This window comes from Leifsonia sp. Leaf336, assembly GCF_001423695.1.
GTDB lineage: Bacteria > Actinomycetota > Actinomycetes > Actinomycetales > Microbacteriaceae > Leifsonia.
Genome location: NZ_LMOZ01000001.1, coordinates 825,349 through 841,097 on the forward strand (window position 1 = coordinate 825,349; position 15,749 = coordinate 841,097).

Annotated in this window: 17 protein-coding genes; 12 read left to right on the top strand and 5 right to left on the bottom strand. The window is 69.6% G+C overall.

The genetic code is table 11. From position 1 onward, the window contains the following. Positions 1-42: 42 nt before the first annotated feature. Positions 43-471 carry an Lrp/AsnC family transcriptional regulator gene (locus tag ASF88_RS04060; protein WP_055914561.1) on the bottom strand — a complete coding sequence of 143 codons (429 nt, stop codon included), beginning with the start codon at positions 469-471 and terminating at the stop codon, positions 43-45. Positions 472-598: 127 nt separating this feature from the next. Here ASF88_RS04060 and pdhA point away from each other — a divergent pair, with 127 nt between their 5' ends. Genes pdhA through ASF88_RS04080 form a run of 5 tightly spaced genes read left to right on the top strand, consistent with a single transcriptional unit; the run spans position 599 to position 5,242 of the window. Beyond that, complete coding sequence (gene pdhA, locus ASF88_RS04065; protein ID WP_055914564.1) at positions 599-1,711, top strand: pyruvate dehydrogenase (acetyl-transferring) E1 component subunit alpha; 1,113 nt, start codon at positions 599-601, stop codon at positions 1,709-1,711. Continuing rightward, positions 1,708-2,766 carry an alpha-ketoacid dehydrogenase subunit beta gene (locus tag ASF88_RS04070; RefSeq protein WP_082518738.1) on the top strand — a complete coding sequence of 353 codons (1,059 nt, stop codon included), beginning with the start codon at positions 1,708-1,710 and terminating at the stop codon, positions 2,764-2,766. The genes pdhA and ASF88_RS04070 overlap by 4 nt, the downstream gene beginning before the upstream one ends. Further along, entirely contained in the window at positions 2,763-4,112 is a 1,350-nt protein-coding gene (locus ASF88_RS04075) for a dihydrolipoamide acetyltransferase family protein (RefSeq protein WP_055914567.1), read from the top strand. The genes ASF88_RS04070 and ASF88_RS04075 overlap by 4 nt, the downstream gene beginning before the upstream one ends. Beyond that, positions 4,109-4,246 carry a hypothetical protein gene (locus tag ASF88_RS20795; protein ID WP_200935221.1) on the top strand — a complete coding sequence of 46 codons (138 nt, stop codon included), beginning with the start codon at positions 4,109-4,111 and terminating at the stop codon, positions 4,244-4,246. Before ASF88_RS04075 ends, ASF88_RS20795 begins: the two co-directional genes overlap by 4 nt. A 30-nt stretch (positions 4,247-4,276) precedes the next feature. After that, positions 4,277-5,242, top strand: coding sequence for a DMT family transporter (locus ASF88_RS04080; protein WP_055914569.1), 966 nt, complete (start codon positions 4,277-4,279; stop codon positions 5,240-5,242). Positions 5,243-5,258: 16 nt separating this feature from the next. Here the strand turns inward: ASF88_RS04080 and ASF88_RS04085 are convergent, their stop codons facing one another. Together ASF88_RS04085 and msrB are read right to left on the bottom strand one after the other, a co-directional pair. Further along, complete coding sequence (locus tag ASF88_RS04085) at positions 5,259-5,822, bottom strand: nitroreductase family protein (protein ID WP_055914572.1); 564 nt, start codon at positions 5,820-5,822, stop codon at positions 5,259-5,261. After that, positions 5,819-6,253 (bottom strand): peptide-methionine (R)-S-oxide reductase MsrB, encoded by a 435-nt coding sequence (msrB, locus tag ASF88_RS04090; protein ID WP_055914576.1) that lies wholly within the window; start codon positions 6,251-6,253, stop codon positions 5,819-5,821. Before msrB ends, ASF88_RS04085 begins: the two co-directional genes overlap by 4 nt. A gap of 174 nt (positions 6,254-6,427) precedes the next feature. Between msrB and ASF88_RS04095 the strand changes: the two genes are divergently transcribed. The 6 genes from ASF88_RS04095 to ASF88_RS04120 all read left to right on the top strand — a co-directional run bounded on the left by ASF88_RS04095 (position 6,428) and on the right by ASF88_RS04120 (position 11,807). Continuing rightward, positions 6,428-6,727 (top strand): DUF3263 domain-containing protein, encoded by a 300-nt coding sequence (locus ASF88_RS04095; RefSeq protein WP_055914579.1) that lies wholly within the window; start codon positions 6,428-6,430, stop codon positions 6,725-6,727. Positions 6,728-6,750: 23 nt separating this feature from the next. Further along, complete coding sequence (locus ASF88_RS04100) at positions 6,751-7,299, top strand: LytR C-terminal domain-containing protein (RefSeq protein ID WP_055914582.1); 549 nt, start codon at positions 6,751-6,753, stop codon at positions 7,297-7,299. A 148-nt stretch (positions 7,300-7,447) separates the two neighbouring features. Beyond that, positions 7,448-7,651: a cold-shock protein gene (locus tag ASF88_RS04105; RefSeq protein ID WP_055914585.1), complete on the top strand. Its 204-nt coding sequence runs from the start codon at positions 7,448-7,450 to the stop codon at positions 7,649-7,651. A gap of 255 nt (positions 7,652-7,906) precedes the next feature. Continuing rightward, positions 7,907-9,526 carry a chaperonin GroEL gene (gene groL, locus ASF88_RS04110; protein ID WP_055914588.1) on the top strand — a complete coding sequence of 540 codons (1,620 nt, stop codon included), beginning with the start codon at positions 7,907-7,909 and terminating at the stop codon, positions 9,524-9,526. Between the two features lie 203 nt (positions 9,527-9,729). Next, on the top strand, positions 9,730-10,908 hold the full coding sequence (locus ASF88_RS04115) for an acyltransferase family protein (protein ID WP_082518739.1): 1,179 nt from the start codon (positions 9,730-9,732) through the stop codon (positions 10,906-10,908). Between the two features lie 83 nt (positions 10,909-10,991). Continuing rightward, the gene (locus ASF88_RS04120) at positions 10,992-11,807 is read left to right on the top strand and encodes an SGNH hydrolase domain-containing protein (RefSeq protein ID WP_055914595.1); all 816 of its coding nucleotides are present in this window, start codon (positions 10,992-10,994) and stop codon (positions 11,805-11,807) included. Positions 11,808-11,893: 86 nt separating this feature from the next. Here the strand turns inward: ASF88_RS04120 and ASF88_RS04125 are convergent, their stop codons facing one another. Beyond that, positions 11,894-13,594 carry a sensor histidine kinase gene (locus tag ASF88_RS04125; protein WP_055914598.1) on the bottom strand — a complete coding sequence of 567 codons (1,701 nt, stop codon included), beginning with the start codon at positions 13,592-13,594 and terminating at the stop codon, positions 11,894-11,896. A gap of 51 nt (positions 13,595-13,645) precedes the next feature. Next, a complete protein-coding gene (locus ASF88_RS04130; protein WP_018191755.1) occupies positions 13,646-14,338 on the bottom strand; it encodes a response regulator transcription factor in 693 nt (230 codons plus the stop codon). A gap of 145 nt (positions 14,339-14,483) precedes the next feature. Here ASF88_RS04130 and ASF88_RS04135 point away from each other — a divergent pair, with 145 nt between their 5' ends. Next, the gene (locus ASF88_RS04135) at positions 14,484-15,704 is read left to right on the top strand and encodes an NAD(P)/FAD-dependent oxidoreductase (RefSeq protein ID WP_055914603.1); all 1,221 of its coding nucleotides are present in this window, start codon (positions 14,484-14,486) and stop codon (positions 15,702-15,704) included. Positions 15,705-15,749 lie beyond the last annotated feature (45 nt).

Here is a 15,749-nt window from a genome sequence, read left to right on the forward strand (position 1 = left end):
GCGCGAGCGTAGCGAGCGGTGCGGGGTCGCGCACCAGTGGGGCTACCTCAGGTCGTGATCCTCGAACACCAGCGACGTCTTCGTGTCGCGCACCGACGGGATGCTGGTGAGCTCCTCCAGCACCACTCGGCGGAGGTCCTCGTTGTCGCGGGCGCGCACCAGCAGGATCACGTCGAAGTCGCCGCCGACCAGTGCGAAATGCTCGACCTCCGGGATACCGCGCAGCCGTTCGCGCAGGTCGTGCCAGTCCGCCTGCTCCACACGCATCGTCACGTAGGCCGACGAGGCCCGTCCGGAGCGGCGGGGGTCGACCTTGGCCGTGAAGCCCGTGATGACTCCGTCCTCCACAAGGCGGGAGACCCGCGCGTAGGCGTTGGCGCGCGAGACGTGCGCGGCCTCCGCAACGGCGGTGATGGAGGCTCGGCCGTCCGCCCGAAGGGCGTCCACGATCCGGGAGTCGATGTCGTCCATGGTGGAAGACAGTTTGACATCGAAAGACCGCCCGCGCACCCGTTCGTCTCAAAACTCGGGGACAGGTGGCAAACCGGGTCCAGCGAAGTCATCCTGATGATCAGCGACGTCTTTCGAAGGAGAACAGATGCACGCCGACGATCTGATGCCGGGCGACACCCCGCTCGGGCTCATCGACGAGAAGGGCTCGGGCCACCCGCACGAGCACTACGCGTTCCCGTCCGCCGAGGTGCTCCGCGACGGCTATGCCCGTCTGGTGCTCGGCCGCCGGCTCAACGACCAGGCGGACGCGCTGGTGCGCCAGGGCAAGCTGGCGGTGTACCCGTCGTCGCACGGCCAGGAGGCCTGCGAGGTCGCCGCGGCGATGGTCCTCGACGAGCACGACTGGCTGTTCCCGACCTACCGCGACTCGGTCGCCGTGGTCACGCGCGGCGTCGATCCGTTCGAGGCGTTCCTTCTCCTCCGCGGTGACTGGCACTCCGGGTACGACCCGAAGCAGTACCGGGTCGCCCCGCAGGCGACTCCGCTCGCGACCCAGCTGCTGCACGCGGTCGGCTTCGCCCACGCGGCGCGGCTGCGCGGCGAGGACACCGTCGTCGTCGCGATGTGCGGCGACGGCGCCACGAGCGAGGGCGACTTCCACGAGGCGCTCAACTTCGCGGCCGTGTTCCACCTCCCCGTCGTCTTCCTGGTGCAGAACAACGGCTACGCCATCTCGGTTCCGCTGAGCCGGCAGACGGCGGCCCCGAGCCTCGCGCACAAGGGCATCGGCTACGGGATGCGCGGGCGCCTGGTCGACGGCAACGACCTCGCCGCACTGCTGGCCGTGCTGGGGGAGGCCGTGACGGAGGCACGCGAAGGAGGCGGCCCGACTCTGATCGAGGCCCTCACCTACCGCATGAAGTCGCACACCAACGCCGACGACGCCACCCGCTATCGCACCGCCGCGGAGGTCGAGCCGTGGATCGCGCGCGATCCGCTGCTGCGGCTGCGCACCTGGCTGCAAGCGGAAGGCGCGCTGACGGACGACGACGACGCCCGGTTCCGCACCGAGGCGGATCGGGTCGCGCTCGACCTGCGCACCCGCATCATGGCGGACGCCGAACCGCAGCCTCTCGACCTGTTCGCCTACGTCTACGCCGAGCAGACCCCGCAACTGCGCGAGCAGGCCGACCTCCTGGCCGCCGAGCTCGCCGCCGAGACCCGCACCGAGACCCGCACCGAGGAGGTCGCCCGATGACGCTCATGCACGACGCCCCTGCCGACCACTCCGCCGACGGCGACCGGCAGGAGCCCCAGCCGACAGCGCCCGCCGTGACCACCATGACCATGGCGCAGGCCCTCAACCGCGCACTCGCCGACTCCCTTGCGGAAGACCCCGCCGTGCTGGTCTTCGGCGAGGACGTCGGCACCCTCGGCGGCGTCTTCCGCATCACGGACGGCCTCGCCGCACGGTTCGGCGAGCAGCGCTGCTTCGACACCCCGCTGGCCGAGTCCGGCATCGTCGGCACGGCGGTGGGCATGGCGATGAACGGCCTCCGCCCCGTCGTCGAGATGCAGTTCGACGCGTTCGCGTACCCGGCGTTCGAGCAGATCGTCGACCACGTGGCCAAGATGGGCAACCGGACGCGCGGCGCCGTGCGGCTGCCGATGGTCATCCGCATCCCCTTCGCCGGCGGCATCGGCGGCGTCGAGCACCACTCCGACTCGTCGGAGGCGTACTACGTGCACACGCCGGGCCTCACCGTCGTCGCGCCGTCGACCCCGCAGGACGCCTATGGCCTCCTGCGTGCCGCGATCGCCCACCCCGACCCCGTCGTCTTCCTGGAGCCGAAGAAGCTGTACTGGTCGACGGGGGAGGTCGACGTCACCGCGCCCCTTCCTCGGATCGGGTCTGCCCGGATCGCCCGCGAAGGAACCGACGCGACGCTGATCGCGTACGGGCCGACCGTGCCCGTCGCGCTCGCAGCGGCGGAGGCAGCCGCCGAGGAGGGCCGCAGCCTCGCCGTCGTCGACGTGCGCACGCTCACGCCGTTCGACGACGAGACCGTCTGCGCCGCCGTGCGGGCGACCGGTCGTGCGGTCGTCGTCGCCGAGGCCCCGGGCTTCGCGAGCGTCGCCTCCGAGATCGCGGCCCGCGTCTCCGAGCGCTGCTTCCACTACCTGGAGGCTCCCGTGCGCCGCGTGACCGGCTTCGACACCCCGTTCGCGCCGCCGAAGCTGGAACGGTTCTACCTGCCCGGCGTCGACCGGGTGCTCGACGCCGTGGACGACCTCCAGTGGGAGGACGCATGAACGTCTTCGCCCTGCCCGACCTCGGCGAGGGCCTGACCGACGCCGAGCTGGTCCGCTGGCTGGTGGCGGTCGGCGACACCGTCGCCGTCGACCAGCCGATCGCCGAGGTGGAGACCGCCAAGTCCGTCGTGGAGGTGCCATCGCCGTTCGCCGGCGTCGTCGCGGCCTGCCACGGCGCGGAGGGCGAGACCATCCTGGTCGGTTCGCCGCTGATCGAGGTGGAGGAGGTCGCGGACGCACCGGCGCCGGAGCCCGCAGCACAACCTGAACCCGTCCTTGAGCCCGTCCTCGAACCGGTCGCCGCCGGCTCCGGCCAGGTGCTCGTCGGGTACGGCACGACCGATCACGCCACCGCCCGGCGGCGCGGACGTGCCGTCTCGCGCGGCGGCGCCCCCGCCGGCGCCCCGAGCCGCATCGTCCCTGTCGTCTCGCCGGTCGTGCGCGCGCTCGCCCACACGCACGGCATCGACCTGGCCTCCCTGACGCCGACCGGGGCGGGCGGCGTGGTGACCCGGCGCGACGTGGAGGCCGCGCTCGCCGCAGCGCCGGCGCCCGCCGCACCGGCCGCCGCGCCAGCCGCCGCACCGGCTCCCGCCGCTCCGGACGCCTCCGGCGTCGACCCGCGAACTGGCCTCCGCATCGCCGCGGTCACGCCGTTCTCGCGCCTGCGGCGCACCGTCGCCGAGACGATGACCCGCAGCCGCTCCGAGATCCCGGAGGCGACCGTCTGGGTCGACGTCGACGCCACCGAGCTGTGGGAGGCCCGCCGTGCGCTCGGCCGTGCGGGGCGGCCGCCCTCGATGCTCGCGTTCGTATCGCGGTTCGCGCTCAGCGCGCTCGCCCGGCATCCCGAGCTGGCCGGGCGCGTCACCGCCGCCGGTGACGGCATCGAGACCTTCGAGGGCGTCAACCTCGGCTTCGCCGCCGACACCCCACGCGGGCTGCTCGTCCCGGTGATCCGCGGCGCCGACGCGCTGAGCGTCCGAGACCTGGACGCCGAGCTCGGCAGGCTGGCCGGCGCCGCCCGGGAGGGCGCACTGCCTCCCGCCGACCTCAGCGGTTCCACGTTCACCGTGAACAACTACGGCAGCCTCGGCGTCGACGGCAGCGCGGCGATCATCAACCATCCGGAAGTGGCGATCCTCGGCATCGGGCGCGTCATCGAGCGTCCCTGGGTGGTCGAAGGAGCAGTGGTCCCGCGCCGCATCGTGCAGCTCAGCTTCGTCTTCGACCACCGGGTCACCGACGGCGGCGTCGCCGCGCGCTTCCTGCGCGAGATCGCCGACGCGATCGAGTCGCCCATCTCCTTCCTCGCCGGGGAGTCGCCGGGTACGGTGAGGTCATGACCGACAAGAAGCCGGACGGCGACAAGCCCGACGAGGACTACGACCTCGACTTCGAGAAAGACGTGGCCCCCGAGGAGAACATCCCCTGGCTCCCGCATCCTGAGCCCAGCGACGGCGAGGCGCCCGCCCCCTGAGCGACGAGACGTCGCCGTAGGCTAGGGGGAGTGACCTCCCGTTCCATCCCGCTCTGGCTCGCGCTCGTCTGCGCCATGATCTGCGGGGCGGGCATCGCCCTCCAGTCGCGCATCAACGGGGAGCTCGGCAGCCGGCTCGGCGACGGGGTCACGGCGGCCGTCATCTCGTTCGGCTCCGGTCTGCTCATCCTGATCGTCGCGATGGCGATCGCGCCCGTCGGCCGGCGCGGGCTGCGCCGCGTGGTCGCGGCAGTCCGCGGCCGGGAGCTGCCGTGGTGGTATGTCGCAGGTGGGGCGGCAGGCGCGTTCCTCGTGCTGTCGCAGGGGGTGGCCGCCGCGGTCCTCGGGGTCGCCCTGTTCACGGTGGCCGTCGTCGCAGGCCAGACGGTCAGCGGGCTCGTCCTCGACCGGATCGGCCTGGGGCCGGGCGGTCGGCGTCCGATCACCCCCGCCCGTCTCGCCGGCGCGCTCATCGCGCTCGGCGCCGTGACCTGGGCGGTCTCGTCGCAGTTCGGCGGGGGAGTGCCGGTGTGGCTCATGCTGCTGCCGCTGATCGCGGGGCTCGGCCTGGGGTGGCAGCAGGCCGTCAACGGTCAGGTTCGCGTGGTCGCCTCCAGTGCGCTCACCGCGACCTTCATCAACTTCACGGTCGGCACGACCGTCCTCCTGGTGCTGATGGCGATCGACTGGAGCATCCGCGGCCTCCCGAACCCGCTGCCCGCCGAGCCGTGGCTATACGCGGGAGGCGCGATCGGCTGCGTCTTCATCGCCGCGGCCGCGTTGCTGGTCCGGGTGACCGGCGTCCTGCTGCTGGGCCTCGCGACCGTCGCTGGGCAGCTCGTCACGGCGCTGCTCCTGGACGTCCTCGCGCCCACGACGTCGCAGCCGGTTGCGGCGTCGACGATCGGAGGCACGCTGCTGGCCCTCGTCGCTGTCGCGGTGGCGAGCGTGCGCTGGGGGCGGCGCCGCCCCGAGAAGCAGGTCGGGCAGAGCTAGCGGGACCGCCGACGGATCAGTCGAGCACGCTGAGGAAGGGCTCGGGGTCGATCGACTTGCGATGCCCCTCCTTGCTCTCCTCCGGCACCCCGCCGACGTAGAGCCAGCCGAGCAGCCGCTCGTTCTTGGCCAGTCCGTGCATCCGGTGCACGGCTTTGGATCGCGTGTGGTTGCCGGTGCGCCAGATGACGCCCCAGCCGGCATCGTGGAGGAGCAGGCTCAGGACGTGCGCGACACCGGAGGCGACCGCGTCCTGCTCCCAGCCCGGCACCTTCTCACTCTTGGTCCGCACCGAGACGATCGCCAGCAGCAGGGAGGAGCGGAGCGGTTTGGAGGCCAGCTTCTCGGCGGCCTCGCCCGTGAGCCTGGCGTCTTCGACGAACGCATTGCCGAGCCGCACCCGGGCGTCGCCGCGCAGCTCGATGAGCCGCCACGGGTGCAGCGCGGAGTGGTCGGCGACCCGTCCGGCGGCCGCGACCAACGGCAGCAGCTCCTCGTGGCTGGGCGCGATGGGCGTCACGCGCGAGTACGACCGGCGCGCCGCGACCCGTTCGACGAGGTCGCTCGGGCCAGCGCTCATTCGGCGGCCGGCGCGAAGTTCAGGGAGATCGAGTTCATGCAGTAACGGTCGCCGGTCGGCGTGCCGAAGCCGTCGGGGAACACGTGGCCGAGGTGCGAGCCGCAGTTGGCGCAGCGGACCTCGGTGCGGACCATGCCCAGGCTGTCGTCCTCGAGCAGCTGCACGGCCTCCGGCCGGATCGACTCGTAGAAGCTCGGCCAGCCGCAGCCGCTGTCGAACTTGGTGCCCGACTTGAACAGCTCCGCGCCGCACGCTGCACACGTATAGAGGCCTGCGCGGCCCTCGTCGAGGAGCTCGCCCGTCCACGGCCGCTCGGTTCCCGCTTCGCGCAGCACGGCGTACTGCTCGGGGGTGAGCTCCCGACGCCAGTCGTCTTCGGTCTTGCTGACCTCGTACGTCTGCTGTGCTGCGTCGTCCTGCTGTGCACCCATCGTGCGATCCTTTCGTCGTGGCGTTCCCCAGCCTAAACGGCGAGGAGCTCCCTGCTGTTCCCTGTTTCGGCTCGCGACGTGCCGCGGCCAAACGGGTAACACACAGGACCCCGCCCCTAGGATGACTCGCAAGCGCGGGGACGGAACTGACTCGGATGACGGCGAGGGGAGGCGGTGCGTGTGGCGGAAGCCGCTGACCACCGGATCCCCCAGCCCGACGCAGCCGGGTTGACCGACCGTGAGGCCGCCATCCTCGCGTTCGAGCGTCAGTGGTGGCGGCATGCCGGCGCCAAGGAGCAGGCCATCCGCGAGGAGTTCGGCCTCTCGGCGGCGCGGTACTATCAGCTCCTCGGAGCCCTGATCGACCGTCCGGAGGCGCTCAGGCACGACCCCATGCTGGTCAAGCGCCTGCTCCGGCTGCGCGAGACCCGGCTGGCAGCACGGCGATCCCGGACACTCCCGTCCGGCGACTGACACCGCGAGGAAACCACCCCTAGATGGCAGAGAAGTACCCGAGAGACCGGTTCGACGACATCCCCGACGGCCTCCAGCGCGTCGGCGCGCACCGGGCTCCGCGGCCGAAGGGCCGAGGCTGGATCGCGGTCGGTTGGGCCGCGCTCGCCGTCATCGTCCTGGTCGGCGCCGGGATCTTCGGGCTCTCGCTGGTGAGCGGCTCCATCTCCTTCCACGGCACCCCGAACACGACCTCCGGCACGCCGACGCCGACGCCGACCCCGACGCCGACGATCGTGCCGACGGTCGACCCGTCGCTGTCGGTGAACGTGCTCAACGGAACGACGACCGCAGGCCTCGGCGGCAAGGTGCGCGATGTCCTGATCGCGGCCGGCTGGAAGATCGGCGCCGTCGCCAACGCCGACCAGCAGAACCTGACGCAGACGATCGTGTACTACTCCGACCCGAAGAATCAGGCTGCAGCGCTCGGTGCGGCGCAGTCGCTGCCCGGGGCGACCGTGCAGGAGTCGCAGGCCTTCGCCGACACCGGCGCCGACCTCACCGTCGTCATCGGGAGCGACTACACCGGCTGATCCCCTTTGTTTCACGCGTGTTTCGGTTTCGCCCTTTTTGGTAACGGAATGGCCAAAAGACTGGCGTAACCGGGCATTACAAGCATTAGGATCGGGATTCAACGCCAGGCGCTGGACCGGGCGAGCGACACAGCAATGGGAGTAATGCATGGCGAACGGGACCGTGAAGTGGTTCAACGCTGAAAAGGGCTACGGATTCATCACCGTCGAAGGTGGGGGGCAGGACGTTTTCGTTCACTACTCCGCAATTGACATGAACGGCTACAAGGTTCTCGAAGAGGGCCAGCAGGTGCAGTTCGAGGTCGGCTCGGGCAACAAGGGCCCGCAGGCCGAGTCGGTGCGTCCGCTGTAGTACGCAGCGATCGGCAAGACCATACTAAGAGAGCGTCGCCCTTCGGGGCGGCGCTCTTCTTTTTGTCGGTTGCGGGGCAACCTCGGTCGCAGGCTCCCTCGGCGCTGGGGTCGCGGCATCGCTCCGCGCTGCCCCTAGCTCCACCGCGCGCCTTGCACTCCTGGGGCGCGAGTGCCAGAATCGCTTTAGCACTCCATCTGATCGAGTGCTAATACACGGAATCTTTCGCAGACGTCCGGGAGGGACGAGAAACACATGGCAAAGATCATTGCTTTCGACGAGGACGCCCGTCGCGGCCTCGAGCGCGGCCTCAACATCCTGGCCGACACGGTCAAGGTGACGCTGGGCCCGCGCGGTCGCAACGTCGTCCTCGAGAAGAAGTGGGGCGCCCCCACGATCACGAACGACGGTGTCTCCATCGCGAAGGAGATCGAGCTCGACGACCCGTACGAGAAGATCGGCGCGGAGCTCGTCAAGGAGGTCGCGAAGAAGACCGACGACGTCGCGGGTGACGGCACCACCACCGCGACGGTCCTGGCTCAGGCGCTCGTCAAGGAGGGCCTCCGCAACGTGGCCGCCGGCGCCGACCCGATCACCCTCAAGCGCGGCATCGAGAAGGCCGTCGCCGCGGTGACCGAAGAGCTCGTCGCCAGCGCCAAGGAGGTCGAGACCAAGGCCGAGATCGCCGCCACCGCGTCCATCTCCGCCGGCGACACCACCATCGGCGAGATCATCGCCGAGGCGATCGACAAGGTCGGCAAGGAGGGCGTCGTCACCGTCGAGGAGTCGAACACCTTCGGCACGGAGCTCGAGCTGACCGAGGGCATGCGCTTCGACAAGGGCTTCCTGTCGCAGTACTTCGTCACCGACCAGGACCGCCAGGAGGCGGTGTTCGAAGACCCGTACATCCTCATCGCCAACCAGAAGATCTCCTCGATCAAGGACCTGCTCCCGATCGTCGACAAGGTGATCCAGGCCAACAAGCAGCTCCTCATCATCGCCGAGGACGTCGACGGGGAGGCCCTGGCCACCCTGATCGTCAACAAGATCCGTGGCATCTTCAAGTCCGTCGCCGTCAAGGCTCCGGGCTTCGGCGACCGCCGCAAGGCCATGCTGCAGGACATCGCGATCCTCACCGGCGGCCAGGTCATCTCCGAGGAGGTCGGCCTCAAGCTCGAGAACGTCACCCTCGACCTGCTCGGCCAGGCCCGCAAGGTCGTCATCACCAAGGACGAGACCACCATCGTCGAGGGCGCGGGCGACCCCGAGGCCATCGCCGGCCGCGTGGCCCAGATCCGTGGCGAGATCGAGAACACCGACTCCGACTACGACCGCGAGAAGCTCCAGGAGCGCCTCGCCAAGCTGGCCGGTGGCGTCGCCGTCATCAAGGCGGGCGCGGCCACCGAGGTCGAGCTCAAGGAGCGCAAGCACCGCATCGAAGACGCGGTCCGCAACGCGAAGGCCGCCGTCGAGGAGGGCATCGTCGCCGGTGGTGGCGTCGCTCTCATCCAGGCCGGCAAGACCGCGTTCGAGAAGCTCGAGCTCACGGGCGACGAGGCGACCGGTGCGAACATCGTCAAGGTCGCCATCGAGGCTCCGCTGAAGCAGATCGCCATCAACGCGGGCCTCGAGGCCGGCGTCGTCGTCGAGAAGGTCCGCAACCTCCCGGTCGGCCACGGCCTCAACGCCGCGACCGGCGAGTACGTCGACATGCTGGCCTCCGGCATCAACGACCCGGTGAAGGTCACCCGCTCGGCGCTGCAGAACGCGGCCTCGATCGCCGGCCTGTTCCTCACCACCGAGGCCGTCGTCGCCGACAAGCCCGAGAAGAACCAGGCGCCGGTCGGCGACCCGGGCGCCGGCATGGACTTCTGAGTCCGTCCGACACACGAGAAGAGGGCGTCTCCCGTTCTGAACTGCTCCCCGGGAGTTGGACTGAGAAATTCAGTTCCGACTTCTGGGGAGCAGTTTTGCGTCCTACTTGGCCAGTCCAACTTTCCGGGACCCGTTCATTCATGCGGGGGCGCCCTCTTTCATCATCCGCTCGGCCCTGCTAGAGTCGCCAGGTGACGCTGAGAATGTCAGATGTAGAACGTACAACATCAAACGGCACAGGGGCCGTGTCGGAGAGCTTCCGGGGCGATCTGGAGGGCCTCCGCGCCCTCGCCGTCACCCTGGTCGTCGCGTATCACGCTCAGTTGCTCGGCGTCGCCGGGGGCTACGTCGGGGTCGACGTCTTTTACGTCCTCTCCGGCTTTCTCATCACGGGCCTGCTGATCCGCGAGTTCCAGCGCAGCGGGCGGCTCGACCTCGTCGCATTCGCTGTCCGCCGTGGTCGTCGTCTGCTCCCCGCAGCAGCCCTCGTCCTCGTCGCGGTCGCCGTTGCCGGTTACCTGGTCCTGCCGTTCGTCCGATGGGCGTCGCTGGGACGAGACATCATCGCGGCCGTGCTGAGTGTCGCGAACTTCCGGTTCGCCGAGCAGTCGACCGACTACCTCGCGCCGGCCGTAGAGCAGTCGGCGGTACTTCATTTCTGGTCGCTCGGGGTCGAGGAACAGTTCTACCTCATCTGGCCCCTGATCATCTTCGGACTGATGGCGATGGCTCGTCGGCGCAACATGACGACCGTCCTGCTGGTCGGGATCGGCGTGCTCGCGGTGGCCTCGCTCGTCGCGAGCGTAGCCGCCGCGGCCACCGCTACGTCCCAGTCGTGGGCCTTCTTCATGCTGCCGACGCGCGCGTGGGAGTTCGCCGTGGGCGCCATGATCGTCGTGGTTGGTCCTGAGCTCGGTCGGATCCCGAGCGGGCTGAGGCGCGTCCTCGCCATCGGCGGAGTCGTGGCCATCGTCGCTTCGGCGGTCGTGTTCGACGACAGCACGACGGCACGGGGGATCGCCATGCTCGTTCCGGTGCTCGCCACCGCGGCGGTCATCGTCGGCGGCGACGCGATGGGCATCGGTGCAGGCGCGGTCCTCCGGTGGGCGCCGATGAGAGCGATCGGTCGATGGAGCTACTCGATCTACCTGTGGCACTGGCCGCTGCTTGTCTTCCCCGCCGCGGTTCTCGGTGTTCAGATCGGCGAGCTCCCGGCGCCGCTCCGCGTTCAGCTCTGTCTGGCGTCGATCGCAGCGGGAATCCTTTCCTACGTGTGTGTGGAGCGCGTGTTCCGCGCATCGTCCGCCCGTCTTCCCCCCCCCCCCCCCCCCCCCCCGCGGCTACGTGCCTCGTCGTCGTCCTTGTTCCCGGCGCCACGCTGATCGCACTTCCCACGCTGCAGGCAGGGGGATTGGCGACGGCTTCTGCGCTCCCTCAAGTCGGGGGCGCGGAGGCCGCTCGGCAGTTGAGAGAAGGGCTCGAACTCGCGTCGCTGCCCGAGTCGCTCACGCCGTCGCTCGCGGGCGCGGCCGACTCGGTGCCCGCTACATACGTCAACGGCTGCCATCTCGACTCGTTGCAGATCGAGTTCGGTGACTGCGTTTTCGGCGACCCGGCAGCCGGTCGCACGGTCGTCCTCGTGGGCGATTCGCACGCCGCCCAATGGTTCCCTGCCCTTGATCGCGTCGCAGCGGAGAATAGCTGGCGTCTGATCTCGCTGACCAAAGCCCTGTGCGCGCCGACGACCGCCCGCATCCCGAATCCTGTCGACCCCAGTCGCGACTACACCGAATGCGCCGAGGTACACCGGTCGGTGGTCTCTCGCGTGGCCGAGTTGCGTCCGCAGCTCGTAATCGCCTCGTCTATCGTGTCGTACAGAAATCTCGGGAACCCGCCCGCCGCGGCCTGGTTCTCGGGGGTGACGGATTTCCTCAGTCAACTACGGAAGGCAGGCGCCCAGCAGGTCGCACTGCTCGGCGACACTCCCTTCCTCGGTGCGGATATCCCTTCGTGCGTGGCCAGGCACACCGACGCGGTCAGCATGTGCAATGCGTCGATGGACCTCGTTAGCCCGTTCGCGCTCACCGTTCGAATGAAGGCCGCCGTCGAGTCGGCCAAGGCCGTGTTCGTGCCGACGACCGATTGGCTGTGCATCGACGGCAGCTGTCCGGTCGTCGTCGGGAACACGCTGATGTACCGCGATGAGTCGCACATCACACCGGAGGCTGCAATCTGGAGCTCAGGTCATCTGTCGGGCCTTTTGCCGCCTCCCGCCAGATGATCCCGCCACCTGTTATCAGACGTGTCGGCTGCGCTCCTCGACGTGCCCAGCACGATCACCTGCGCCTACCGGGCGCTTCAGGCGATCTACTGTGCCTGCTGGTCGGCCAGCGGCAGTGAAACCCGGAACGTCGCTCCGCCTCCGTCGGTCTCCACGACCTCCACCGTGCCGTGGTGGGCGGACACGATCGACGACACGATCGCCAGGCCCAGTCCGCTGCCGCCGGTCTCGCGGGCGCGGGAGGTGTCGGCGCGCCAGAAGCGCTGGAAGATCTTGTCGCGGATCTGCGGCGGGATGCCATCGCCGTGGTCGCGGACCTCCAGCACCGCCCGGTCGGCGCGATGGTCGACCTGCACGGCGATCTCGACCGGGCTGCCCTCGGGGGTGTAGCGCAGCGCGTTGCCCATCAGGTTGGTGACCACCTGGCGCAGCTTGTTCTCCTCGGCCATGACGATCGCCGGCTCGGCCGGCGGGGTCGCGAGCACGACCCTCTCGGTCGTCGTCACCGGGATCGGCCCGGTGCTGGCCCGGCGCCCGCGGCTGCCGCGGCGCAGGCGGGCGAGCGCCGAGCCGGCGAACGCGATCGGACCCGTGGCGTTGGCCGGCCGGGAGACCTCGTCGGGAATCGTGTACGGCACGGTGTCCACGCCGGGCTCCAACGCCTCGGCGTCCGCGGGCGCCGTTGCGGGGGCGGGCACCGGGCTCGGAGTGAGCACGGCGACGGTGCGGTCGGGGGAGCCGGCCATGGCGTCCATGGCGGCGTCCCTGGCGATGCGCACGAGATCCACCGGGTGGAGGTCGAGCGGCTTGGTCTCGTCGAGGCGCGCCAGCTCGAGCAGATCCTCGACGAGGAGGCCCATGCGGATGGCCTCCTTCTCGATGCGGTCCATCGCCTGCGCGACGTCGTCCGGGGTCTGCAGGGCACCCATCCGGTACAGCTCGGCGTAGCCGCGCACCGACACCAGCGGTGTGCGCAGCTCGTGGGAGGCGTCGCCGACGAACCGGCGCATCTGGTCGATGGTGCGCGCACGGTCGTTGAACGCGCGGTCGATGCGGTTCAGCATCGTGTTGAGGGAGCGGTTGAGCCGGCCGACCTCGGTGTTCGGCGTCGCTCCGCCGAGGCGCTGGCTGAAGTCTCCGTCGGCGATCGCCGCAGCCGTCTGCTCCACTTCGCGCAACGGCGAGAACGTCGTCGTCACGAGCATCCGGGTGAGGCCGGCGCCGACGATGATGACGATGACGCCGAAGCCGAGGAAGATCGCCAGGAACGCCGCCATCACGGTGTCGATCTGGCTCGTCGTCGTGGCGATGATCACGGTCGCGAGCTCGCCGGTGTCGGCGAAGGTCTGTGTCGTGACCAGGGCGCGGTAGGAGGTCCTGCCGTCATTGCTCTGCAGCGGGAACCCTCCGACCGGCATGGTCTTGGCCTGCGAGAGCGTGAGGTTGGCGGGGATCGCCGGCCGGTGCGCGAACGGGATGTTCGTCCAGTTCGTCTTGACCAGCTTGCCGTTGGAGTCGTACAGCGCCGCGAAGTAGTCCGACGGGCTCGCGTCGGTGGCGATCTTGTCCTTGTCCGATGACGACGGGTACAGGTACGCGTTGACGTAGTTCGCACCCGACGCCGCCGACAACTGCGCGTCCAGCTGCTCGAGAAGCACCGGCTTCAGCATCGACATCGTGCCGATGCCGGTCACCAGCAGCCCGAGCGTCAGCATGAGCACGGTCACCCCGGTGATCTTCGTGCGCAGGGAGATCGCGTTCCAGCGGTCGAGCAGGCGTGAGTGCATCAGGCCGTCAGTCTATGCAGTGGAGGCTGTGCCGCGGATGTGCGCGGAAGGTCACGCCTTGGCGGCCTTGAGCATGTAGCCGAACCCGCGCTTGGTCTGGATGAGCGGCTCGCTGGAGTGCGCATCCACCTTGCGGCGCAGGTACGAGATGTACGACTCCACGATGCCGGCGTCGCCGTTGAAGTCGTACTCCCAGACGTGGTCGAGGATCTGCGCCTTGGACAGCACCCGGTTGGGGTTGAGCATGAGGTAGCGCAGCAGCTTGAACTCGGTCGGGCTGAGCTCGATGGGGGTGTCGCCCACGAAGACCTCGTGGGTGTCCTGGTCCATCGTGAGCTCGCCGGCGCGGATCACGGCGTCCTCATCGGCCTGCATCGTGCGGCGCAGGATGGCCTTGATGCGCGCGACGATCTCGTCGAGGCTGAACGGCTTGGTGACGTAGTCGTCGCCTCCGACCGTCAGTCCGGTGATCTTGTCCTCGGTGTCGTCTTTGGCCGTGAGGAACAGGATCGGCGCGGTGTAGCCCGCGCCGCGGAGTCGTTTGGTGACGCCGAACCCGTTCATGTCCGGGAGCATGACGTCGAGGATGATGAGGTCTGGCTCCTCTTCGAGGACCGCGGAGATCGCCTGGGCGCCGTTGCCGACCGCGCGCACGGCGAAGCCGGCGAAGCGGAGGCTGGTGGTGAGGAGATCGCGGATGTTCGGCTCGTCGTCGACGATGAGAATGCGGGGTCCTGCGTTCATGACGAACAGTATCTGCGCGTGCGCTGAATTCTACCTGTGAGCCGACGGTGCGCGGTGAGTGTGCCGACGGTGCGCGGTGGGTGTGAGGGACTGGCGCGCGCAGTGTGAAAAGTGGATGCTGAAATCACCAGCGATCGGAGCCCCCATGTCCCATCCCACCGTGGTCGTCGCCGGAGCCGGACTGGCCGGAGCCACGACCGCCGTCGAGTTGCGCGAGCGCGGATTCGACGGTCGCATCCTGCTGCTGGGAGAGGAGGCGCACCACCCGTACATCCGGCCGCCGCTGTCCAAGGAGTTCCTGAAGGGCGAGGCGCCGTTCGAGGACGCCGCGGTGAAGCCGGAGGAGTGGTACGCCGACAATCAGGTGGAGTTCCTGGCCGAGGAAGAGGCCGGCTCCTTCGATCCCGGCGCGCACGAGCTGTTCGTCGCCGGGGGCGCCCGGATCACCTACGACAGCCTCGTGCTGGCGACCGGCGCCTCCCCGCGTCCGCTCGGCGTGCCGGGCAGCGGACACGGGGCGGTCTTCTCCCTGAGAACAATCGAGGATTCCCAGTGGCTGCGCTCCGCTCTCGAGGTGGGCGGTCGCCGGATCGTGGTCGTGGGCTCCGGCTGGATCGGCCTGGAGGTCGCCGCGGCCGCGCGCGGCTACAGCAACGAGGTCACGGTGGTCGGACGGTCCGCGGTGCCGCTCGCGTCGGCGATCGGCACGGAGCTCGGGCAGGTGTTCGAGACGCTGCATCGCGACAACGGGGTGGCGTTCCGCAACGACGCCCAGGTGGTCGCGGTCGAGGGCGGCGACGAGCAGGCGGTCGTGCTGGCGTCGGGCGAGCGCATCCCGGCGGACGTGGTCGTGGCCGGGGTGGGTGCCGCGCCGAACACGCTCGTGGCCGAACGATCGGGGCTGACACTCGACAACGGAGTGCCCACCGACGAGGCGATGCGCACGGTCATCGAGGACGTCTACGCGGTCGGCGATGTCGCGAACCCGTTCCTCCCGGCGATCGGCCGGCGCCTGCGCAACGAGCACTGGGCCAACGCGATCGCGGGAGGCACGGTCGCCGCCCGTGCCATCGTGGGGGAGGACGCGAGCTACGACGACATCCCGTACTTCTACTCCGACCAATACGATCTGGGCATGGAGTACTCGGGCTATGCGCCGTTGGCGAAGGGAGCGGACGTGGTGTTCCGCGGCGACGTGGAGGCGCGCGAGTTCATCGCCTTCTGGCTGCGCGACGACCGCGTGGTCGCCGGGATGAACGTCAACGTCTGGGACGTGCAGGAGCAGATCCAGCGTCTCGTCCGCGCCACGGAACCCGTCGACCGCCAGCGGCTCGCCGACGAGAGCGTCGACCTTGCCGCGCTCTGAGACCACCGAGAGCGCCCAGACCGCCGAGACCGCCGACACAGCCGA